A 23,178-nucleotide genomic window follows, 5' to 3' on the forward strand; every position below is an offset into this window, starting at 1 on the left:
AGGCGCCCCGTTAAACCACGATGGCCGCAGGCAGGTATTGCGCAGTGGGCACCCCGGCATGGATGCCGGGGTAGCCGCGACACGGCCATGGATGGCCGATCGCGGCGGGCCCACGGAGCAATGCCTGACTGCGGGCATGCCGAGCCTAGGCGAGGCACCGAGTGGTGGGGCAAGAGCGCTTTGCTTACTTTGGCGCTCTTCCAAAGTGAGCCGCCGTAAGGGCGGAACCCTAAGTGGCCGTTACCGCAGCAACGGATATGTACACATACCGAAAAGAGAGTTGTGTAGCTAATCATGCCGCAATGGCAGACTGTCAGTCAGCAATTGTACTGACTAGCACTCCGTCATCGCGGGCAAGCCCGCTCCCCCATTATACCGCATCAAGTCAGCGCAATGCGCGGCGCAGGACCTTGCCCACCGTAGTCTTGGGCAATTCCTCGACGCGAAACTCGACAAACTTCGGCACTTTGTACCCCGTCAGGTATTCCCGGCAATGTGCCAACAGCTGCTCTTGGGTCAGGCTGGGGTCGCGGCGCACCACGACAATCTTCACCTTCTCTCCGGTCACCCCATCCTCCACGCCAATCGCCGCCACTTCCGCAACGCCTGGGTGCAACGCGACCACGTCTTCGATTTCATTGGGGTACACGTTGAAACCCGACACCAGGATCATGTCCTTCTTGCGATCCACCAGGCGGATGAAGCCCTGTTCATTCATCACCCCGATATCCCCGGTGGACAGCCAGCCCTCGGCATCCAGCACTTCGGCGGTTTCCTTGGGGCGCTGCCAGTAGCCCTGCATCACCTGCGGGCCGCGCACCTGCAGTTCACCCGGTTCACCGATGTCGGCGAGTTCACCGTCCTCGCGGATAAAGCGCACCCAGGTCGATGGCAGTGGCACGCCGATGCTGCCGGTAAATTCCATCTCGCGCATGCGCGAGATGTCGATAGGGCTGATGCTCACCACCGGCGAGCACTCCGTCAGGCCGTAACCCTCGATGATCGGCAGCCCGGTGACTTCCTTCCAGCGCTTGGCCACCGCGGTGTGCGTGGCCATGCCGCCGGCGATGACCAGGCGCAGGTCGGAAAAGTCCCGGGCACGGAACTCTGCGTTCTCCAGCAAGCCGTTGAACAACGTGTTGACCCCGGCAATGCCGTTGAAACGCTCCTTGCGCAGGATCATCTGCACCCGCTTCACGTCCCGTGGGTTGGCGATCAGGATATTGCGCCCGCCCAGGCACATGAACATCAGGCAATTCACGGTCAGGGAAAAGATGTGGTACAGCGGCAACAACGTGACGTTGGTTTCCTGCTGGTTCTGGTCCAGTTGATCGCCCACCCACGCCTTGGCCTGCAACAGGTTGGCGATGATATTGCGGTGGCTGAGCATCACGCCCTTGGCATCGCCGGTGGTGCCGCCGGTGTATTGCAGGAACGCCAGTTCTTCACGCGCCAGCGGCACCGGCGTATGGGTCAGGCCCCGGCCCTGCTTGAGCGTCTGGTTGAAACGCAGCGCACCCGGCAGGTTGTAGGCCGGCACCTGCTTCTGCACCCGGCGCAGGATGAAGTTCATCGCCGCGCCCTTGAAGGTGCCGAGCAGGTCGCCGATGGCCGCAATGACCACGCGCTTGACCGTGCTGCCGGCCACGACTTTTTCCAGGGTGTGCGCGAAGTTCTCGAAGATCACAACGGTCTCGGCGCCGCTGTCCTTGAGCAGGTGCTTGAGTTCGTGGGAGGTGTACAACGGGTTGACGTTGACCACCACCGCACCGGCAAGGATGGTGCCCAACAGGCAGATCGGATACTGCAAGCAGTTGGGCATCATCAACGCCACGCGATCGCCCTTGCGCACGCCCTGGGCCTGCAGCCAGGCGGCAAAGGCGATGCCCTGGGCCTGCCAGGTGGCGTAGGTCATTTCGGTGCCGATGCTGACGTAGGCCACGCGGTCGCGGTATTTGTGCAAATGTTCGAGAAACACCTCGCGCAACGACGGGTAGTCCTCGATGCCGGCGTCGATGTCGCTGGGCACCCCAGGCAGATAAGCGTTCAGCCAGATACGTTCGGTTTGGTCCAGGCTTACAGCGTTCATCGCAGTCTCCTTATTGTTGTTGTACGGCTACTTTTCAACGATGGCGGTAATGCCCAGGCCGCCGGCGGCACAGATGGAAATCAAACCGCGCCCGCCACCGCGCAGGTGAATGGCCTTGGCCAGCGCCGCCAACTGGCGGCCACCGGTGGCGGCAAAGGGATGACCGCAACCGAGCGAGCCGCCATTGACGTTCATCCTGGCGCGGTCGATGGCCCCCAGTGGCGCCTCCAGCCCCAGGCGCTCACGGCAGTAATCGGCATCTTCCCAGGCCTTGAGGGTGCACAGCACCTGGGCGGCGAAGGCTTCGTGGATCTCGAAGAAATCGAAATCGGCAAAACTCAGGTTTTCGCGTGCGAGCATGCGGGGCACGGCGTAAGCCGGGGCCATCAGCAAGCCTTCGCTGCCGTCGACGAAGTTCACCGCGGCGGTCTCGCCGGTACGCAGGTAGGCCAGCACCGGCAGGCCACGAGCGGCGGCCCACTCCTCGCTGGCCAGCAGCACCACCGAGGCGCCATCGGTCAGCGGCGTGGAGTTACCGGCCGTGAGGGTGCCGTTCTGCCGATCGTAGGCCGGGGACAGGCTGGCGAGCTTCTCCAGGCTGGCATCGGCGCGCAGGTTGTTGTCGCGAGACAGGCCGCGATAGGGGCTGATCAGGTCGTCGAAGAAGCCGTTTTTATAGGCCGCGTCGAGGCGCTGGTGGCTGGTCAGGGTCAGTTCGTCCTGGGCCAGGCGCTTGATCTGCCAGCGCTTGGCCATTTCTTCGCAGTGCTCGCCCATGGACAAGCCGGTACGCGGCTCGCCATTACGCGGCAGCAGCGGCTTGAAAAACATCGAGGGGCGCACCTGCAACAGGCTGCGCAACTTGTTGCCGCTGCCCTTGGCGCGGTTGGCCGCCAGCAGCGTGCGGCGCAGGGATTCGTTGATGCCGATGGGCGCGTCGGAGGTGGTATCGGCGCCCCCGGCAACCCCCACGTCAATCTGGCCGAGGGCGATTTTATTGGCCACCAGCAACGCCGCCTCCAAGCCGGTGCCGCACGCTTGCTGCAGGTCGTAGGCCGGGGTCTCGGCGGACAGGGTGGTGGACAGCAGCGACTCGCGGGCCAGGTTGAAGTCCCGCGAGTGTTTGATCACCGCGCCGGCGGCGAACTCGCCCAGGCGCAGGCCGTGGAGGTTGTAGCGGTCCACCAGGCCTTGCAGCGCAGCCACCAGCAAATCCTGGTTGCTGTCGTGGGCGTACACCGTGTTGGAGCGGGCAAACGGAATGCGGTTGCCGCCGACAATCGCCACGCGGCGCGTCGGGGCGGGGCTGAAGCTGTAGTCACTCATGAACGACTCTCATCAAAACGCGAGGTCCAGATAAACAGGCCACGCATATGGGGTTTGTCCCCGGCCGGATTGCGCACCTCGAATGCACGGCGCGGGCCGTCTGCCGGGGCATTCCACAGGGCGACCTGGCCGGGCAGGAAGATCGGCAACTTGAAATCGCAATGGGCCTCGGCCACGTCCAGCCCGCCTGGGGGTTGCTGGGCGGCCAGGGCGCGGCCCAGGGTCCACATGCCATGGGCGATGGCCCGGCGAAAACCGAACAGCCGCGCGCCGATCCGCGAGGTATGGATCGGGTTGAAATCCCCCGACACCTTGGCAAAACGCCGCCCCAGGTCCGCTGGCAACACCCAACGCTGGGTGCGCCGCACGCCCTCTTCGGGCAATGCCAGGCTGTCGCCCCATGGCTCGCCCACCGGGTTGGCGACATCGCGACGCAGGTACAGACTTTCGCTTTGCCACACCAACTCGCCCGCGCTGTAAGCGTGGGTGGCAATACTCAAGGCCTGGCCCTTGGCATGGGCCACCCAGCGCTCGGCAAACACTTCCAGGCGCAGGGCCTGACCTTCCTGCAGGCGTCGATGTTGGCGAATGCGATTGGCCAGATGCACCATGCCGCTGGCAGGGTACGGAAAGCTCGGGCGCGTCAGCAACATCAAGTGCAAGGGGAACGCCAGCACATGGGGGTAGGACAGCGGCACCCCTTGCTCGCGCCGAAAGCCACAGGCCCGGCCATAAGCCGCAATAGCATGGGCGCTCAACTCCACCGCCGAGCGCACCAGGCGCTCCCGGGGCAACGTGGGGGCGCCTTCCAGCCTGGGTTTGCGCATCGCCAACAGGCCGTCCAGCAGCAGGCGATTGCGCGACGGTGGCGGGTCGATAATCTGCGTCACGTCGTCCATGCTCAGGCTCCCAACAGGCTTTGGCCGCACACACGCACCACCTGGCCGTTGACCCCGCCCGAAGCCGGGTGCGCCAGCCAGGCGATGGTTTCGGCGACGTCGATGGGCTGCCCGCCCTGGGACAGGGAGTTCATGCGCCGCCCCGCTTCGCGAATCATCAGCGGGATTTTCGCGGTCATCTGGGTCTCGATAAACCCCGGCGCCACGCCGTTGACCGTGACCTGCTGCGCCGCCGCCACGGGCGCCAGGCCCTGCACCAGGCCAATCACCCCGGCCTTGGAGGTGGCGTAATTGCTTTGCCCCAGGTTGCCGGCGATCCCGGAGATCGACGACACGCACACAATCCGCCCACCGGCCTTGAGCCCCTGCCCTTGCAACAAGGCTTCACTCAACTGCAACGGCGCTTCGAGGTTGACCGCCAGCACACTGCGCCAGGCGGTTTCGGTCATCTTGGCGATGGTCTTGTCGCGGGTGATCCCGGCGTTGTGCACCACCACATCAAACGCGCCATGCTCGGCCACATAGGCCTGCAACTGCTGCTGCGCATCGGCGCCGGTGATGTCCAGCGCCCAGGCCTGGCCGCCGACGCTGCTGGCCGCCTGCTCCAGGGAGGGCAGCGCTTGCGGCACATCCACGCACACCACGTGCGAGCCGTCACGCGCCAGCACCTGGGCGATGGCCAGGCCGATGCCACGGGAGGCCCCAGTGACCAGGGCGCGGCGGCCGCTGAAGGGTTTGTCCCAGTTGATGGCGGGGGCGGCATCGACCGGTTTTTCCAGGCGCACCACCTGCCCCGAGACATAGGCCGAACGCCGCGACAGGAAAAAGCGCAGGCTGCTGTCCAGGGACTGCTCGGCACCCGGCGCGACATAGATCAACTGCACGGTGATCGCCCGCCGCAGCTCCTTGGCCAAGGATCGCACCAAGCCCTCCAGGGCTCGCTGGGCGATGGCCTGGGGCAAGTCCTGGCAGTGTTCGGGCGCGGTGCCCAGCACCACCACCCGCGCGTGCGGCCCCAGGCGCCGGGCGTTGGCATGGAAAAATTCGTAGAGTTCGTCCAGTTGCTTGAGGTCGACCACGGCGCTGGCATCAAACACCGCGCCCTGGACCTTGACCGTGGACGGCGCCTTGAGCGTGGCGGCCTGGGCCGGCACAGTGTCGGTGGCCTTGAAGAGGCGCCGCACTTCGTCCGCCAAGCGCCCTGCCCCAGCGATAATCACCGGGTTGGCCAGGCCCTGCTGGCCGCTGCGGTGACGTTGCAGGGCCAAGGGTTGCGGCAAGCCGATAGCCTGGGCCAGACGACGGCCCCAGGCAGAATTAACAAAAGAAAGGTAGCTGTCGCTCATAAATCAATCCGTTTTCCTGACCTGCAAATCCAACCCCTTGTGGGAGCTGGCTTGCCTGCGATGGCGGTGGATCCGATTGCATCTGTGGCGCAGATACACCGCTATCACAGGCAAGCCCGCTCCCCCATTGAGCGCGCTCGTTTCTAGTTCACCGGGGCGTTTTCACGTTTTTTGCTGCTGGGCTTGGTCGCTTGCTCCAACGTTTGCTGGCGCTTTTGCAAGGCCTCCAGCAACCCGAAGTCCTGTGGGAAGTCATCCACCTGGATGCCGTGATCGGCGTATTCCACATAGCGCGCCAGCAAGGCGTCTTCGTCGGCGCTGATCAAATCCAGGGCGCGGGCCTTGATGCGCCAGGCGGTAAAGGCCGTGCTGCTGATCGGCATCGGGCCGAGGGTGCCTTGCTTGACCGCCGCCTTGAGCCGCCCTTCGATCAACTCCACCTGGGGTAGCAGGCGGAACGCCAGTTCGCCATAGGCCAGCTTGTCGACTTCCGGACGCGGGATGTAGGAATTGGCCAGCAAACGGTCGCGGCTTTCGCCCGGGATCTGCACCAGCTCGGCCACCTGGGCCAGCAGGCGGTCGGAGGGTTTGCGCTGGGGAATGCCGAACGGGAAGCTCAAGCCACGCATCACTGCCGCAGCCGGCGTCGAAGGATAATTGTCGAGCACCTCGGCCAGGGCTTCATGGGCCCGCAACAAGGCATCCTGGGCCGACCAATGCACCAACGGCAGGTCGGCCTGGGGCCGGCCATCGTCCTCAAAGCGTTTGAGCACGCAGGACAGGATGTAGAGCTGGGACAGAATATCGCCCAGGCGCCCGGTGATGCTTTCCTTGCGCTTGAGCGCGCCGCCCAGCACGCCCATGGAAATATCGGAAATCAACGCCAGCACCACCGACAGCCGATTGGCCTGGCGGTAGTAGGACGCCAGCGCCGGATCCGTCTTGGCCGGTACGCCAATCAGCCGTCCGCCTGTCAGGGAATGCACTGCCGCACGTACGGTGTTGGCCAGCACAAAACTCAGGTGACCGAACATGGCGCTGTCGAACTCGAGCAACGCCTGGCGATTATCAGTGTTGCGCGCCGCTTCCATTTCTCGGAACACGTAGGGGTGGCAACGGATCAGGCCCTGACCGTAGATGATCAGGCAGCGGGTCATGATATTCGCGCCTTCCACCGTGATCGCGATGGGGCTTTGTTGATAGGCACGGGCCAGGAAGTTGTTGGGCCCCATGCAAATACCCTTGCCGGCGACGATGTCCATGCCATCGTTGACGATGATCCGCGCACGCTCGGTGACGTGGTATTTGGCAATCGCCGAGATAACCGAGGGTTTCTCGCCGGCATCCAACGACGCCACCGACACTTTGCGTACCGCATCGCAGGCATACAGGTGCCCGGCCATACGTGCCAGGGGCGCCTGCACCCCTTCAAACTTGCCAATCGGCAGGCCGAACTGCTTGCGCATCGCTGCGTAGGCCGTGGTACCGCGTACCGCCACCTTGCCCAGGCCGACGTTGGCCGACGGCAGGGAAATCGCGCGCCCGGCGGCCAGGCATTCCATCAGCATGCGCCAGCCGTTGCCCACTTGCTCGCGGCCGCCGATCACCCACTCCAGGGGGATAAACACGTCCTTGCCGGTGGTCGGGCCGTTCTGGAACACCGCATTGAGGGGCCAATGGCGGCGACCACTGTTCACCCCGGGATGGGAAGTGGGGATCAACGCGCAGGTGATGCCCAGCGAGCCGGGCTGGCCCAGCAGGCCGTCAGGGTCTTCGGCGCGAAAGGCCAGGCCGAGCACCGTGGCGATGGGGCCGAGGGTGATATAGCGCTTGTCCCAGGTCACGCTGAAGCCCAGCACTTCCTGGCCTTCATGCATGCCCTTGCAGACGATGCCCAGGTCGGGAATCGCCCCGGCGTCGGAGCCGGCATAGGGGCTGGTCAGGGCAAAGCACGGGATGTCTTCGCCACGGGCCAGGCGCGGCAGGTAGTAATTGCGCTGGGCGTCGGTGCCGTAATGCAGCAACAGTTCGGCGGGGCCCAGGGAGTTGGGGACCATCACCGAAATCGCTGCCGCCGAGCAACGGGTCGACAGCTTCATCACCACTTGCGAATGGGCATAGTGGGAGAAGCCTTTGCCGCCATATTGCTTGGGAATGATCATGCCGAGGAAGCCGGCGTCCTTGGTGTACTGCCAGCCTTCGGGCGACAGGTCCTGCCAGACCTGGGTGGTTTCCCAGTCGTTGGCCATGTCGCAGAGGGTTTCTACTTCGTTGTCGAGAAAGGCCTGCTCTTCGGCGCTCAAGCGTGCCGGCGCGGCTTGCAGCAGGCGCGGCCAATTGGGTTTGCCGCTGAACAACTCGGCGTCCCACCACACGGTGCCGGACTCGATAGCCGCGCGTTCAGTGTCGGACATGGCCGGCATGATCGTGCGAAACAGGCCCAGGGCCCTGCTGGTCAACAGTGTGCGACGCAGGGGCTTGATGCTCATCAGCAGCGCCGGTACCACCACCAGCAACGCCGCAACGCTCAGGCCAAACCCTGCAACCACATTGAACAGATAGCCGCCCGCCAACCAGGCCAGGCCAGCACCCAGCCACAGGGTGGCTGCCGCTTGTCGATACGCCAGGGCAGTCGCCACAGCGAGTCCCGCCAATAACCAGATAACCATGGAGATACCTCTACTTATTATTCAGGGCACGGCACGCACAGCAGCAGGTCGGTACGGCCTGCGACTGATCACCACACTACAAACTTGAAAAGCCAAATTCAAATTTTGTTTTGAAATTTTTATTTAATGTCTTTGCGAAATAATTCTCGGCCGAACGCGTCAGCCGAAGTGTTAAAGGGAGAAGGAAATCACCAGGGGTCGCGTGGGCGCCCCACAGGTGGAGCACCGGGTAAACGCAGTAGAAAGATGCGCTGACTACGCGTTTACCCAGGCACTACGCAGATACAACCCCAGGTCAGAAGGCGTAGGTAGCCGACAGGCTGACCACTTCGCCCTTGGCCTCGGATTTGCCATCCAGCGACGCTGCGCCAAGACGGTCAACGTTCTTGGTCTTGAGCTTGACGGTCTCCACAAACTGGCGGGAATACGCGCCGTCGATGCTCAGGCCCGGAATGGCGCGGATGTTGTAGCCAAAGCCCAGGGAAGCGAAGGTGCGATCCCCATCCGGGATACGCGGGTCACGGGTGGAGTTGCGGGTTGGGGTCTGGTCGAAGGCCACACCGGCACGCACGGTAAAGTCATCCGTGAGTTTGTAGTCACCGCCGAACGAATACATCCAGGTGTTCTTGTACTTGTACGGGATCGACACGATGGTGCTGCCATTGGACTTCAAGGTCAGCGCCTCGAAGGAGGACCATTGGGTCCAGGTCACACTGGCGCCCAGGGTCAGGCGGTCAGAGAAGTCGTGTACCCAGTCCAGGGACGCGTTGGCAGGGATATCCAGTTGCGTGGAGGCATTGGCACCGCCCGGATACAGTTTCAGCCCAGGGTAAGCCAACTCGACCAGGGTTTTACCGTCGACCACCGGGGTGGTCATCAGCCCTTCCGAGCCTGGATCGGCGTACATGTTGTACTTGCCCTCCAGCTTGTTCTTGATCTTGGCGTGATAGTTCAAGCCCAGGGTGTCCTGCGCCGTGGGTTTCCAGGTCATCCCCGCAAACCAACCCAGGGAGTTATTGTCGACTTTGACCCGCATCAAGGCGAAGCCCTGGCCGGCCGGGAACGGAATCATCCCGAAGTCCGGCGACTGCGCAGCAGCGGCATACAGATCGACGTTCTGGCTCACAAAGCCTTTGGTGTGCTGGAGAATCGCACCACCACCGATGGAAAACTCATCATTGACCTTGAACGACAGGGAGCCGGTCAGGCCCACGGTTTCGATGCGGGTGTCCACCGCGAAGTCGCGACCTTTCCAATCCTCATCCCAGGTTGTGCGCGCGCCCATCGGCACCACTTGGCTCAAACCAAAGGCAAAACGATCGTTGATCGGGATCACCATGAAGCCAGTGGGTACCCACGCTTCGAAGCCGCCTTGACCGCCATTACCGGTGCGAGGTGTCGATGTTAACTCGCCAGTATTGGGATCATAGACCGTGTTGGACGTCGGATTGCCAGCGTAGTCATACGCCGACCCTTTGTATTTGATGTCGATGTTTGCGTAGTTGATGGTGAACTGCGAAATGGTCTTGTCAATGAAAGCCATGGCAGCAGGGTTGTTGTACGCCGATGACGGGTCGTTCTTGAACATCGACCCCCCACCAAACGCCCGGCCCCAACCAGCAGTGTTTGCGGTTGGCGTCATGAAACCACCCGCCTGAACGGTTCCCGCTGAGGCGATCAGCCCGCCCAACAATGCCAGGCCTAACAACGCCTGGGCCTGCTGCTTCATATTATTCATGCGTCACTCCTTATTGTTTTTATTTGTCACAGCCGGTTGGACCGAACGGCTTTACCTCAACAGATGCCTCTGACGAGGCACCTGTTTTTCACCGGGTGATCAAGCCTATTTCCGAAGTCCCGGCATCAAGGAACAATGGTGACGCCGGTAGCGCCTACGTTCAGTGTCACCACCGTGCAACTGCCGCTAAGCGGCTGGTTGGTCGCAGCAAGAGTGATACTTGGAGACGGAGCTGGGGTTGAGGCCAGCGCTACATCGATAGCCGTAGGGCCGCAGTTGGTTGGAGGGAACGAAGTGATCGTGTAACCAACGTTGTAAGCTTTACCGGCACTTGTGCTGGTGGCTTCCAGCAACCAAGGCAAACCAGTGATATTGGGTAGGTTGCACAGCACGCTTGATCCTGGAGAGATAGTTACTTTGGTGATATCTGCCTTACCATCAGGGCGCACCTTGCCTTCGAATACAGCCTTACATGTTACGGGCTGCTGAAACGACGAAGGTGATTTAACAACAATGCTCCCAGTCGCCCCTGTAGTAAACGTCGCTCCAATTGGACTAAAAGACGCCGCACTGGCCATCGAAGCCGCGCCAAAGCACAGAGCAAACGAACTTACACAAACGAGGGTTTTCAAACTTTTCATTATTTTTCCTCACATGTATGGCGAGTCATTTCGCCGGGGTAATGGCCATGATCGAGAGGTCACGGAGAAACAGCAGAACTTCCCTTTCCAGCCAAATTTGAATTCATTTACCGCTACAAATTCGGGGGTTTACTCGACGACTTTGAACGTCGGCGGCATCTTGATCGACACGGTCTTGATCTTGCAGTCTTCGCCAATCGGCACATTGACCGCTTCCAACTTGCCGGTGGCGTTATCCCAGGTGCCTTCGGCAGTGGACGGGCCACACTTGCCGCCCAGGCCAAAGGCGTGCACATCGACGCTGATCTTCGACATGGAGCCGCTCCTGGCATCCCTGGCCACTAATATCCACGGCAGGTTGATGGCTTCGACGCGGCTGCACTTGAGGCCACCGTCAAACTCGACCTTGTCGACATTGACTTGCGAACCGTCGGCCGCGACCTTGCCGGCCACCTTGATGGTGCAGTCGGCGCTGATCAGCGCGCCCTTGGAAAAGCTGATGGGGCCCTGGGCAGTGAAGGCGCTGCCGGCGGGTTCGATACGGGCGGCCTGGGCCTGGTGATAGGCAATAAGCCCCAGTGCAGCGAGCACGATATGCGTAGTGAACTTGGCAGGTGTTTGCATGGTGTACGTCCTTCCCTTGATTTTATTTTTGTTAGGGTCAAACAACTTTCTTGCAACTAAGCAGCACTCGAAACCGGCAAACCGTGGGCGATGAAAACCTGCGCGACACACAGATCCCGAGTGCGCCCTATAACAGTTAATTCACATTAGAAGGTGCTGGTCTTGCCGTACTTCTCCAGTATCTTCAAGCGTTTGGATGGCTGGATATTGGCCAGGGTGACATCCCCCGAATAGTGCCGTAGTACCCGGTGATCCATACGCCGGCGCCATAAGTAAGGGATATAGGCCCAGACAATCATGCTGGCGTAGCCATACGGCAGTTGCGGCGATTCATCAAAGTGGCGCAACGACTGATAACTGCGAGTCGGGTTGGCGTGATGATCAGAGTGGCGCTGCAACTGGAACAGAAAGATATTGGTGACAATACGGTTACTGTTCCACGAGTGGCGCGGCGAACACCGTTCATAACGGCCGTTAGGCAACTTCTGGCGTTTAAGCCCGTAGTGCTCGACATAGTTCACCACTTCCAGCAACGAGAAGCCGTAGATGCCCTGGATCAACAGGAAGGGAATCACCGCCATGCCCAGCCAGGCGATCATCGCGCCCCACAACACCACGCTGTACATCCAGGCGCTGAGTACGCCGTTCTTCCAGTGCCACGCCGGCAGGCCGAGCTTGCGCAGGCGTTCGCGTTCCAGGTTCCAGGCCGAGCGCGCACTGAACCACACCGAGCGCGGCAGGAAGGCCCAGAAGCTCTCCCCCAGTCGCGAGCTGGCCGGATCTTCCGGGGTGGCAACGCGTACGTGATGGCCACGGTTGTGTTCGGTGTAGAAGTGCCCGTAGAAGGTCGGCGCCAGGGTGATCTTCGCCAGCACAATCTCCAGCAGGCGCGGCTTGTGCCCCAGTTCATGGGCGGTGTTGATCGCGATACCGGTGGCAGCGCCGGTGGACATGGCCATGCCCAGGTAGGTAAACCAACTGACCTCACCGTGCAACTGCACCCGGGCCGTCAGGAAGCTGGCGGTTTGCGCCATCCAGCTCGAAGGATCGAGGGAGGCGGTAAGTTGCAGCAGCCCGCCGCTGATCATCCAGTCGATGCCGCTGACGGCCAGCCAACCGGTGATCACCACCGAGGAAATAACGAACAACACCCCGGTGTAGACGATCCAGCGGTAGTACTTCTGCGATTCAAGGCCGCTGACAGCGGACTCCGGCGGGTTGCTGACATCTTCGCCGAGCAGGCCGTCGATCAGCGGGATCAAGCCGAAAATCACCAGTACACCGACCCACCACAGTTGTTGTACGCCGGTAGTGATGGCCAGGGCGCCGGACAGCAGCGGGGTCGCCAGAGGCATGATGCCGAGCCACCACAGGTGGCGCTTGCCGTCGGTCCAGACGTGGGGGGCGGCCAGGGTCTGATTCATGGCAACCTCCGGGCGCACTGCGCGGCAGAGAGAGAGAGCGAAGCAAAAGAGGCAGAAAAGCGGTTCAGGCGGCACTGAAGGCCACTTGAAACAAACCATGCGATAAAAGGCGTTTTTTTCATTATTTTATTCGCTCTTAGGCATTTCAAAAATCATTTCAAAATAAATATTGAAATATTTTTTTAAATAAATAGCGCGGAATCGATAGGTCGTCAACTACTTTTTCGGAGCCTTTTTTACGTGACCGGCCAGTCTCTTTTTCATCCGTTCGGTCAGGTGTCTAGGGCAAGCGTCAGCGACTTTCGACCACACCGTGGGGTTCACGATTATTTACTCGCCAGCGCAAACGGCGGGTGCAACACCGTGGCGCTTGCCACCGGCTTGCTGCGCTTGGCCACCTGCTCGACGAGTGCCGCCACGCGCTCGGTGGCGGTGATTGGCAGCATATGGCCACGGCCTTCGACCAGCTGCAGCTTCAGCCCTGGCACCTTGTCTGCCAGGGCCTGGCCGTGCTTGCGGAAGTCCAGTACCTTGTCCCGCGAGCCATAGATCAGGCCGATGGGCAGGCGCAGTTGCGGGTAGCGCTTGACCATCTCGGGCAGGTAATCATTGACCAGATTGATTTCGGTGGAAGCGGCATAGAAGTTATCGGGGCGCATCCCCAGCAGGCCGCCGCCACGGGTGGCAAAGTCGGCCGGCGCCGGGTCGGGAGCGAACACGCCCTTGACCACCGCACCACTGCTGAGCATGCCGATGGGCACCGTCAGCGTGCGCGACACCCAGCGCCGCAGCCAGGCCGGGCGCACCGCCAACGATAGAAACACCAGGGGAAGCATGCGCTGGGGATGGGTCAGGGGTGCCACCAGCACCAACCCGGACACCGCATGGGGATGGTCCAGGGCCAGGGCCAGGGAGATCGCCCCGCCCAGGGAATGCCCCAGCACCAGGGGCTGGCCCAGGTCCAGGGTCTGGATAAAGGTCGCCACTTGCCGGGCCTGGCTTGGCAGGTCGGCACCAGTGCCTTTGCGGCGGGTGGAATAGCCTGAGCCGGGTCGGTCCAGGGTGATCACCCGAAAGTGCTCGCGCAATTGTGCGGCCAAGGCATAGGTCAGGTTACGACTGCTGCCCATCAGGCCGTGGATCATCACCAGCGGCGGGCCCTTGCCCTCGTCTACATAATGAAAGCGCTCGCCATCCACTTCCAGAAAGCGCCCGTTACTTGGAACAGCCGCTTCGATACGGCGCGTCATCCAGGCACTCAAGCCCCATAACGCCGCACTGGCAGCCATAAACACACCCGCAGCGACAACCCATTCGACAGCCATAGCTCGGTCCTCTGCTTCCCTGCTGCTGGCGATCCGACCGGTATTGGTCAAGACCTCAGCCATCGTCCACACCCTGGACTTCAACTGCGTGCGTCAAGCGTTCGTCCGTCGGACAAATCGCACATAAAGGACAAGGGTCTAGCGTAGACGACATTTTCAGGTAGATTATTTAAAATCTTTTTTAAAATAATAAATACAATTTTTCTTTGCAATGGTGTTCTATCTAAAAGCCAAAACAAAAAAGGAGCACATCCGATGTCAACACCCGTAAGGCGCCCACAGCCCACGAGGGACACCCTATGAATGCCTCTACCCAGCCAAGCGGCCCGGCAGATTGCGTCGATATCGCAATCATTGGCTCAGGCTTCGCCGGCCTGTGCATGGCGATCAAACTCAAGCAAGCCGGGCTCGACGACTTCTTTATTGCCGAACAGGCCGACTCCCTGGGCGGCACCTGGCGCGACAACCACTACCCGGGCTGCGCCTGTGACGTGCAATCCCACGTCTATTCGTTTTCCTTTGCGCCCAACCCCGACTGGACCCGCCAGTTCGCCCCCCAGGCGGAAATCCGTGCCTACCTGGAACATTGCGCACAGCGCTTTGAGTTGGCGCCGTACCTGCGTTTTGGCATGGGCCTGCAACAGGCGGTGTTCGACGAGCAACTGCAACGCTGGCAATTGCAGTTCAGCAATGGCCGCCGCGTCAGTGCACGGGTACTGGTGTCGGGGATGGGGGGACTGTCCCGCCCGGCACTGCCGGATATTCCGGGGTTGGACAGTTTCAAGGGCAAGCGCTTTCACTCCCAGCACTGGGACCACGACTATTCACTCAAGGGCAAGCGTGTGGCGGTGATTGGCACCGGCGCCAGTGCGATCCAGTTCGTGCCGCGTATCGCCCCCCAAGTGGCGCACCTGGACCTGTTCCAGCGCACCCCGCCGTGGATCATGCCCAAGCCGGACCGCCCCATTTCAGGTTTTGAGCGCTGGGTGTTCAAGCATCTGCCGTTCACCCAGCGCCTGGTGCGCGGGGCTTTCTACTGGGCCCTGGAAGGTCGGGTGGTGGGCTTTGCGCTGCACCCGCGCCTGATGAAAGTGGTGCAGAAAATCGCCGTGCGCCATCTGCACAAACAAGTGGCGCGCCCTTCCCTGCGCAAAGTCCTGCGGCCGGATTACACCATCGGCTGCAAGCGCGTACTGATCTCCAACGACTACTACCCAGCGCTGTCACGCAGCAATGTCGCAGTGGTCACCGACGCTGTACTGCGAATCGAGGCCGACGGGGTCGTCACCGCCGATGGCATCAAGCACCCGGCTGATTGCCTGATCTTCGGCACCGGGTTCCAGGCTACCGATCCCCTGCCCCGCGACTGCATCATCGGGCGCGGCGGCATTGACCTGATGGAGGCCTGGCGCGATGGCGCCCATGCGTACAAGGGCACCACCGTGCCGGGCTATCCGAACCTGTTCCTGATCGTCGGGCCCAACACCGGGTTGGGCCACAACTCGATGATTCTGATGATCGAGGCACAGGTCACCTACATCCTCGATGCCCTGCAACAGATGCGCCGCCAGCAAATCGCCACGGTCGAGGTCAAGCCAGCCGTGGAAAGCGCCTACAACCAGCAAATCCAGGCAAAACTCCAGCGCACTATCTGGAACACCGGCGGCTGCCGCAGTTGGTACCTCGACCCGCGCACCGGCAAAAATACGACGTTGTGGCCCGGCTCGACCTGGCGCTTCAAACAGGTCACCCGCCAGTTCGCCCTGCGCGATTATCAGGTCACGCCACTATTGACCGGCGCCACACCGCGCCCCGTTGCGCCACCCCATGCCACCGCAGAAGGAAGCCTGTCATGAAGTCATTCAATGGCCGCGTGGCGGCCATCACCGGTGCCGCGTCCGGTATGGGCCGCGCCTTGGCCCTGGCCCTGGCGCGCGAGGGTTGTCACCTGGCCCTGGCGGACAAGAACCAGACCGGCCTGCAACAAACCGTGGAGCTGATCCAGCGCAGCAGCCTGGCGCCGATCCGCGTGACGTCAAGGGAGGTGGATGTTGCCGACCGCCAGGCCATGGAGGATTGGGCCGCCAGTTGCGCGGCAGAACACGGCCAGGTGAATTTGATTTTCAACAATGCCGGGGTGGCCCTGTCGAGCACCGTGGAAGGTGTGGACTACGCCGACCTGGAGTGGATCGTCGGCATTAATTTCTGGGGGGTGGTGTACGGCACCAAGGCCTTTCTGCCCTACCTCAAGGCCAGCGGCGAGGGGCATGTGGTCAACACCTCCAGCGTGTTCGGGCTGTTCGCCCAGCCCGGCATGAGCGGCTACAACGCCACCAAGTTCGCGGTGCGCGGCTTTACCGAGTCCCTACGCCAGGAACTGGATTTGCAACGCAGCGGCGTCTCGGCCACCTGCGTGCATCCCGGTGGGATCCGCACCGACATCTGCCGCAGCAGCCGGATCGACGCGAACATGACCGGGTTCCTGATCCACAGCGAACAACAGGCCCGCGCCGACTTCGAAAAACTGTTTATCACCGACGCCGACCAGGCCGCCAAGGTCATCCTGCAGGGCGTGCGCAAGAACAAGCGCCGCGTGCTGATCGGCCGCGACGCCTACGCCCTGGATCTGCTCGCGCGCTGGCTGCCGGCGGCCTATCAAGGGCTGGTGGTGTTCGCCAGCCGGCGCATGGCACCGAAACAGCGCAAGGCCCTGCCACCCTCCCCCCTCTCTGAACAGGAGTCGCCATAATGCTGCCCATTCGCCGCGACCTGCGTTTTACCCTGCCTGCCGAACGCATCAAGGACTGGCACGAGCAAGGCCCGTTCATCACGCACTTTTTCAATGCCCTGTCGTTGCTGTTTCCCCAGGGCGAATTGTTCTTCATGGACAGCGTGCGCCACTATCGCCAGCGCATCGACGACCCGGCGTTGAAAAAGGAGATCCAGGGTTTTATCGGCCAGGAGGCCATGCACAGCCGCGAGCACGTGGCCTACAACGAGCTGCTGCAAGCCGCCGGTCTGCCGGCCCACCTGCTGGACCGCCGCTTGAAATTTATGCTCGACCTGCAAAAGAAGCACTTGCCGCCGTCCTTCAACCTGGCGGTGACCATCGCCCTGGAACACTACACGGCGATGCTCGCGGAAATCCTGCTCAGCGACCCCTCGCGTTTTGGTGATTCGCTCAAAGGCTACCAACAGATGTGGTACTGGCACGCCCTCGAAGAAACCGAGCACAAGGCCGTGGCCTTTGATGTGTGGAACGGCGTGATCAAACCAGGGCCCAAGCGCTATCTGCTGCGCACCGGGACCATGCTGTTCACCACGGTGTTTTTCTGGCTGGTGGTGTTTGATTTCCACCTGCGCCTGCTGATCGCCGATCGCCGCGCGGGCGGGCATCTGAAGGGTTTCTGGCGGATGCTGAAGTTTCTCTACGGGCCCAAGGGCGTGTTCCCGCGCATGGCGCGGCCGTGGCTGCATTATTTCAAGCCGGGGTTTCATCCGTGGGATCACGACAACCGGGCACGGTTGGAGGGGATTGATAAGCTGGTGGAAGAGATTGAGCGCACCAACGGCGCGGCAGGCGCCTATACCTGAGCCGTGGTGAGGGGGGCTGTGGCGAGGGGGCTTGTCCCCTCGCCACATGGGTGGAGTCGGTGGTCAGACCGTGCGGGAAAACTGCCCCTTCTGCTGCCCACCCAGGTACGCATCAAACGCCATCGCCACGCTGCGCACCATCAGTTGCCCCTGGGGCAGCAACTGCACCCCATCGTCCTCGACATGCAGCAAACCATCCGCCACTTGCTCATCCAACTGTGACAACGCCTGGGCAAAGTATTCGGTAAAGCGGATCGCATGCCCCGCCTCGACCCCGGCAAAGTCAATGCGCCCATGGCACATCAGGCCGTTGATCACGTCCCGGCGCAACACGTCATCGGCGTTCAGGCGGTAGCCGCGCTGCACCGGCAACAACCCGGCGTCGATCCGCGCGTAGTACTGGGACAACTCCTTGACGCTCTGGCTGTAGCTGTCGCCCACCTTGCCGATGGCCGAGACGCCCAGCCCGATCAGGTCGCAATCGGCATGGGTCGAGTAGCCCTGGAAATTACGCTGCAAGGTGCCATTGGCCCGGGCCAGGGCCAGTTCGTCGTCGGGCAAGGCAAAGTGGTCCATGCCGATGTACACATAACCCGCTTCGGTCAGCCGGCGAATGGTCAACTCCAGCAGCTCCAGCTTGCGCTCCGGCGGTGGCATGTCTTCGGGGCGGATCATGCGCTGGGCGCGGATTTGCGTGGGCAAATGCGCGTAGCTGTAGGCCGCCACACGGTCCGGGCGCAGGGCAATCAGCTTGCTCAGGGTCACGTCGAAACTGGCCACGGTCTGCAATGGCAGACCGTAGATCAGGTCCACGCTGATGGACTTGAAGCGTGCCTGCCGGGCGGCCGCGACCAACTGCACAATCTGCTCTTCGCTCTGCACGCGATTGACCGCCGCCTGCACATCGGCATCAAAGTCCTGCACACCAAAACTCAGGCGATTGAAGCCCAGCCCGCGCAGGTTATGGATGCGTTCCACGCTGATGGTGCGCGGGTCGACCTCAATGGAAAACTCATGGTTGTCGCTGGTATCCAGGCTGAAGCCCTGCGCCAGGCTTGCCATCAACTCGGCCAGTTGCGCATCGTCCAGATAGGTCGGCGTACCGCCCCCCAGGTGCAACTGGGTCAGGGGCCGCGTGCGATCGAACAGCGCGGCCTGCATCTGGATTTCGCGCTTGAGGTAGCTCAGGTACTCCACGGCGCGATGGGTCTTGCGCGTGATGATCTTGTGGCAACCGCAGTAGTAACAAAGGCTCTGGCAGAACGGTATGTGGATGTATACCGACAACGCCTTGGGGGCCACCCCATGGTTGCTGGCCGCTACTGCCTGCTGATAGTCATCCAGGGCAAACGCCGAATGAAACTGCGGCGCCGTCGGGTATGAGGTGTAGCGCGGCCCCGGGCGGTCGTATTTCTGCACCAGGGCCCGGTTGAACTCAAACGCTTTCATGGTCGATGTTCTCATCGTTGGAGCAAGGGGGAACCGCGCTGCCTGCCCGGTCAAACAGCGCGCAGAGGGCTTCGACCCGCTGCCGGCCCGCAGGCAGCACACAGAGGAAGCGCTCGGACAAGTCGATCAGGCCGTCCTGGTGCAGGTGCTCCAGCAGCGGCCAGATCGCCGAAAAGTAGCGGGAAAAAATCACACCATAACGGCGCTCCAGCGCCTGGATATCCAACTCCAGGTCACAGGCCAGGCGCTCCATGACATGCTGACGGATCTGATCGCCCGCCTCGCAGCGCCAGCCGCGTGCGGTGGGCAACAGGTCGCTGTCCAACTGCTGACGATAGCGCGCCAGGTCGTCGGTGTTTTGCGCATACAGGTTGTCGAGCTGGCTGATGGCGCCCAGGCCAAAGCCGATATGGTCGCAGTAACCATGACGGGTAAAGCCCTGGCAATTGCGGCTCAGGCGTCCGTGTTCCTGGGCCAGCGCCAGGTCGTCGTCAGGGCGTACGAACTGGCCCAGGCCAATGTAGTGATAACCGGCAGCTTCCAGGTGCTGGAAGGCGATCGCGCGCATCGCGCACTTGTCGGCATTCGACGACAGCGCCCGCGCCCGTTGCTGCTGGTAGCGCCGGGGGGCCTGGGCATAGTCGAACACTTGCAGGCGGTCCGGCTCGAGGGCGATCAGGCTGGCCAGCTTGGCTGCAAAGCTGTCGCAGGTCTGCCAGGCGTGGCCATACCCGAGGTCAACATTCACCGAGCGAAAGCCCAGGGTGCGCGCCGCGTCGATCAGCGACTGGATGGGCGCCGGGTCTTGATAGCCGGCCACCGAAGGTATGACGTCGCTACTGGCATCCGACACGCCGATATTGATGTGATTGAAGCCCAGTTCACGCAGGCGGCCCATGGTCGCCCAGTCGGTGTGCAGCGGGTCGAGGTCGAGGCTGTAGTCACCCTGGTCATGCTCGAGAAAATGCAGGCGACTGCGCAGGTGCGCCATCAACCGCTGCAGGTCGGCCATCGCCGGGGTAGCGCCGCCCAGATGGAATTGATCCACCGGCTGGCGCCCACCCACGTGGCAACCGACCAGGTGGATTTCCTGCTCCAGCGCGTCCAGGTAGTCATCGGCCACCAGGCCCGCCGGCCATTGCAGGTTCAGCGCCAAGGGGCGTTGGCGCTGGCGACTGCTGCGCATGGCGCGCAACAGGTCGAGGGAGCCGATCCCCGTATGAAATTTGCCGATGTCGACCTGGCCCTGGTCCAGCACGCTTTGGTCACGGCGCAGGCGCCACTCGCGGGCGGGATGAATGACAGTGAGCATGACGGCCTCCGGGTCTGGCTACGGTGGGTCATTGTGCGGTGCGACCGGACAGCGCACCTTGATATGCATCAAGGCCAGGGAATACGAGGGGGGTTACCAGGTGATGTAGAACATGCTTTTGGCCAGCAACACAATGGCGACCATATGGCAGAACAGGCTCAGATGAACGAAGCGCAAATAGGCCGCGCTGACCCGCCCACGCCGCATCAGCCACACCGTCAGCAAAAAATGCATCAGCACACTGGCGGCGAGGATCAACTTGAGCGTCAGCAAGGCGCCGAATGCCGAACTCGATGGCGCCGCCAGCACCGGCAGATAGCGCAACCAGACCATGCCGATACCCGCGCCGAACAGCACCAGCAGCACCCACGGCATCAAGGCCCTGGCACGGTTGCCGATGCCCTGCTCCACCAGCAGCATGACGCGGGCCGGCAGTTGCTTGTGCACGCTGGCGAGGATCAGTACTTCAAAGAACACCGTGCCGATAAACATCAGCGCCGCGAACAGATGGGCCAGCAGAAACAGGAGATAGAGCATCAGCGCCTCACAGTGGGCCGGTCCGTATGGCGTGACTGTGCCCCAGGCCGGGAGGACGCTGCCTTGATGCGGGTCAAGGGCCCTGATAATCGTTGAAACATTTGCCCAAAGCCTTGTACGCCGGGCGTTTCAAGGCGTCTGCGACAGTGTGCCACAGACGCAATCGCCCCCTTGGCTGGTAAGGTGGCGACCGCCCCTGTGGCAGAACGTCGCAGATTATCAAGCGTGATCAACACCGGTAGACTACCCACCCTGCTTGTTCACCGCTTTTCAAAGCCTGACTGACCTGTTATGCGCAGCCGTCAGGCGCTTCACGGGACGCCCACTTCATGAATACGTTACTCACCCGCCGCAAGGTCCTCACCGGTATGGGCCTGCTGGGCCTGGGCCTGCTGAGCGGCTGTGACACCGGCCCCAAGCTGAATTTCAAGTACGGCAAGGATCTGAGCAACAAGATCATGGGCCGCACGTTCAAGCTCAAGAATACCGCCGGCGAAACCGTGACCCTGACTTCGTTTCGCGGCTTGATGCCGGTGGTGTTCTTCGGGTTCACCCAGTGCCCGGCCGTGTGCCCCACCACCCTGGCACGCATGGCCCAGGCCAAGAAGCTGATGGGCCGCGACGGCGAAATCATGCAGGTGATCTTTATCACCCTGGACCCGGAACGCGATACGCCCGAAGTGCTCGACGCCTACGTCAAGGCCTTCGACCCCAGCTTCGAAGCGCTCTATGGCACGCCGGAAGAAATTGCCGTGGCCGCCAAGGAGTTCGGGATCTTTTATGAAAAGATCCCCGCAGGCGACACCTACACCCTGTCCCACACCGCCACCAGTTTTGTGTTCGACACCCGCAGCAACCTGCGCCTGGGCCTGTCGGCATCCCTTAACGCCAAAGAGTGCGCAGAAGACCTGCTCACCGTCATGGAGGTCTGCTAATGACTGCTGTCCACACCCTCAAGCGCATCGCCCTCGGCCTTTCCCTGCTGGGCCTCGCCGCCCACGCCAGCGCCCAGGTCCAGGTCAGCGATGCCTGGGCCCGCGCCACCGTACCGGGGCAGCATTCGAGCGGGGCATTCATGACCCTCACCGCCGACAGCGACAGCAAGCTGCTGAGCGTCAAGTCGCCGGTGGCCAAGGAAGTGCAGATTCATGAGATGAGCATGAAAGACGACGTCATGCGCATGGGCCCGGTGGATGCCGTGGCACTGCCGGCCGGCCAGGCGGTGAAGCTTGATCCCGAGGGTTATCACGTGATGCTGATGGGCCTGACGGGCCAGATCAAGGAAGGCGACCAGGTGCCGCTGACCCTGACGGTGGAAGATGCCAAGGGTGACAAGCAGACCCTCGAAATCCAGGCCCCGGCCCGCAGTCTGGGTAGTGCTGGTGGTCATCATATGAACCATTGATCCTGAGGGTGGGAGCTGGTTTGCTCGGGGTGGCCATAGGTATCCTCTTCTGGGTATGTGTACATATCCGTTGCTGCGGTTACGGCCACTTAGGGTTCCGCCCTTACGGCGGGTCACTTTTGGAAAAGAGCCCCAAAAGTAACCAAAAGGGCTCTTGCCCCACCACTCGGCACCTCGCCTAGGCTCGGTGTGCCCGTCATCCGACATTGATTTGGGGGGCCGCCGCGATGGGCCATCCATGGCCCAGCGCGGCTAAACCGGCGTCCTGCCGGTTTACCCCCCAAATCAAAATCGGATGACGGCCAGCGTGGTTTAACGGGGCGCCTAAGATCAAAATCACAAGCAAAGCGAGGCGGCCTGACAGCCGACCTGATCGTCTAGGCGTACGCTTATACCTGTGGGAGCTGGCTTGCCTGCGATGACGGTGTATCAGCCAATACATTTATCGACTGATACACCGTCATCGCAGGCAAGCCAGCTCCCACAGGGGGGAATGCAGCTTCGCGCCCCGGCTTTGCTGTTGCTGTTGCTCTGCTTTTGATCTTAGGCGCCCCGTTAAACCACGATGGCCGCAGGCAGGTATTGCGCAGTGGGCACCCCGGCATGGATGCCGGGGTAGCCGCGACACGGCCAGGGATGGCCGATCGCGGCGGGCCCACGGAGCAATGCCTGGCTGCGGGCATGCCGAGCCTAGGCGAGGCACCGAGTGGTGGGGCATGTACGGGACAACCACATAGGTTACAAAAAAGTGCATTCACATAGGTGACACTTTGATTGAAACATACCCGTTCTTTGCGTCC

18 protein-coding genes are annotated in these 23,178 nt (G+C 61.9%); 5 read left to right on the plus strand and 13 right to left on the minus strand.

Annotated features, from left to right (window positions below):
- Positions 1 to 385: 385 nt before the first annotated feature.
- The 10 genes from HBR93_RS26500 to HBR93_RS26545 form a co-directional block, all read right to left on the minus strand.
- Complete coding sequence (locus HBR93_RS26500) at positions 386 to 2,089, minus strand: AMP-binding protein (protein WP_057438654.1); 1,704 nt, start codon at positions 2,087 to 2,089, stop codon at positions 386 to 388.
- 27 nt (positions 2,090 to 2,116) lie between these two features.
- Positions 2,117 to 3,415, minus strand: a complete 1,299-nt coding sequence (locus HBR93_RS26505; protein WP_057959844.1) for an acetyl-CoA C-acetyltransferase — start codon at positions 3,413 to 3,415, stop codon at positions 2,117 to 2,119.
- A complete protein-coding gene (locus HBR93_RS26510; RefSeq protein ID WP_076964901.1) occupies positions 3,412 to 4,314 on the minus strand; it encodes a MaoC/PaaZ C-terminal domain-containing protein in 903 nt (300 codons plus the stop codon). The genes HBR93_RS26505 and HBR93_RS26510 overlap by 4 nt, the downstream gene beginning before the upstream one ends.
- A gap of 2 nt (positions 4,315 to 4,316) precedes the next feature.
- Positions 4,317 to 5,660, minus strand: a complete 1,344-nt coding sequence (locus HBR93_RS26515; RefSeq protein WP_169961415.1) for a 3-oxoacyl-ACP reductase — start codon at positions 5,658 to 5,660, stop codon at positions 4,317 to 4,319.
- 143 nt (positions 5,661 to 5,803) lie between these two features.
- Positions 5,804 to 8,329, minus strand: a complete 2,526-nt coding sequence (locus HBR93_RS26520) for an acyl-CoA dehydrogenase (protein WP_169961416.1) — start codon at positions 8,327 to 8,329, stop codon at positions 5,804 to 5,806.
- A gap of 295 nt (positions 8,330 to 8,624) precedes the next feature.
- Positions 8,625 to 10,067, minus strand: a complete 1,443-nt coding sequence (locus HBR93_RS26525) for an outer membrane protein transport protein (protein WP_057959848.1) — start codon at positions 10,065 to 10,067, stop codon at positions 8,625 to 8,627.
- Positions 10,068 to 10,192: 125 nt separating this feature from the next.
- Complete coding sequence (gene praB / locus HBR93_RS26530; protein ID WP_076964898.1) at positions 10,193 to 10,708, minus strand: alkane oxidation protein activator PraB; 516 nt, start codon at positions 10,706 to 10,708, stop codon at positions 10,193 to 10,195.
- A 129-nt stretch (positions 10,709 to 10,837) separates the two neighbouring features.
- On the minus strand, positions 10,838 to 11,332 hold the full coding sequence (gene praA, locus HBR93_RS26535; protein ID WP_169961417.1) for an alkane oxidation protein activator PraA: 495 nt from the start codon (positions 11,330 to 11,332) through the stop codon (positions 10,838 to 10,840).
- 146 nt (positions 11,333 to 11,478) lie between these two features.
- Positions 11,479 to 12,756, minus strand: coding sequence for an alkane 1-monooxygenase (locus tag HBR93_RS26540; protein ID WP_169961418.1), 1,278 nt, complete (start codon positions 12,754 to 12,756; stop codon positions 11,479 to 11,481).
- A gap of 326 nt (positions 12,757 to 13,082) precedes the next feature.
- Entirely contained in the window at positions 13,083 to 14,081 is a 999-nt protein-coding gene (locus HBR93_RS26545) for an alpha/beta hydrolase (RefSeq protein ID WP_233092088.1), read from the minus strand.
- 299 nt (positions 14,082 to 14,380) lie between these two features.
- Between HBR93_RS26545 and HBR93_RS26550 the strand changes: the two genes are divergently transcribed.
- From HBR93_RS26550 to HBR93_RS26560, 3 genes are read left to right on the plus strand one after another with little or no spacing between them, the layout of a single operon-like run.
- Entirely contained in the window at positions 14,381 to 15,937 is a 1,557-nt protein-coding gene (locus HBR93_RS26550) for an NAD(P)/FAD-dependent oxidoreductase (protein WP_169961420.1), read from the plus strand.
- On the plus strand, positions 15,934 to 16,830 hold the full coding sequence (locus tag HBR93_RS26555) for an SDR family NAD(P)-dependent oxidoreductase (RefSeq protein ID WP_120732595.1): 897 nt from the start codon (positions 15,934 to 15,936) through the stop codon (positions 16,828 to 16,830). Before HBR93_RS26550 ends, HBR93_RS26555 begins: the two co-directional genes overlap by 4 nt.
- On the plus strand, positions 16,830 to 17,675 hold the full coding sequence (locus HBR93_RS26560; RefSeq protein WP_169961421.1) for a metal-dependent hydrolase: 846 nt from the start codon (positions 16,830 to 16,832) through the stop codon (positions 17,673 to 17,675). The genes HBR93_RS26555 and HBR93_RS26560 overlap by 1 nt, the downstream gene beginning before the upstream one ends.
- Before the next feature lie 63 nt (positions 17,676 to 17,738).
- Here the strand turns inward: HBR93_RS26560 and hemN are convergent, their stop codons facing one another.
- The 3 genes from hemN to HBR93_RS26575 all read right to left on the minus strand — a co-directional run bounded on the left by hemN (position 17,739) and on the right by HBR93_RS26575 (position 20,973).
- Complete coding sequence (gene hemN, locus HBR93_RS26565) at positions 17,739 to 19,124, minus strand: oxygen-independent coproporphyrinogen III oxidase (protein WP_169961422.1); 1,386 nt, start codon at positions 19,122 to 19,124, stop codon at positions 17,739 to 17,741.
- Positions 19,111 to 20,436 (minus strand): coproporphyrinogen III oxidase, encoded by a 1,326-nt coding sequence (locus HBR93_RS26570; protein WP_169961423.1) that lies wholly within the window; start codon positions 20,434 to 20,436, stop codon positions 19,111 to 19,113. Before HBR93_RS26570 ends, hemN begins: the two co-directional genes overlap by 14 nt.
- 93 nt (positions 20,437 to 20,529) lie before the next feature.
- On the minus strand, positions 20,530 to 20,973 hold the full coding sequence (locus tag HBR93_RS26575) for a hypothetical protein (RefSeq protein ID WP_057959857.1): 444 nt from the start codon (positions 20,971 to 20,973) through the stop codon (positions 20,530 to 20,532).
- A gap of 329 nt (positions 20,974 to 21,302) precedes the next feature.
- Between HBR93_RS26575 and HBR93_RS26580 the strand changes: the two genes are divergently transcribed.
- Both HBR93_RS26580 and HBR93_RS26585 read left to right on the plus strand, forming a co-directional pair.
- Positions 21,303 to 21,908, plus strand: coding sequence for an SCO family protein (locus tag HBR93_RS26580; protein WP_057959858.1), 606 nt, complete (start codon positions 21,303 to 21,305; stop codon positions 21,906 to 21,908).
- A complete protein-coding gene (locus tag HBR93_RS26585; protein ID WP_057438666.1) occupies positions 21,908 to 22,378 on the plus strand; it encodes a copper chaperone PCu(A)C in 471 nt (156 codons plus the stop codon). Before HBR93_RS26580 ends, HBR93_RS26585 begins: the two co-directional genes overlap by 1 nt.
- Positions 22,379 to 23,178: the final 800 nt, after the last annotated feature.

Origin of the sequence: Pseudomonas sp. WS 5411 (genome assembly GCF_012985595.1) — a bacterium.
GTDB classification, from domain to species: Bacteria; Pseudomonadota; Gammaproteobacteria; order Pseudomonadales; family Pseudomonadaceae; genus Aquipseudomonas; species Aquipseudomonas shahriarae.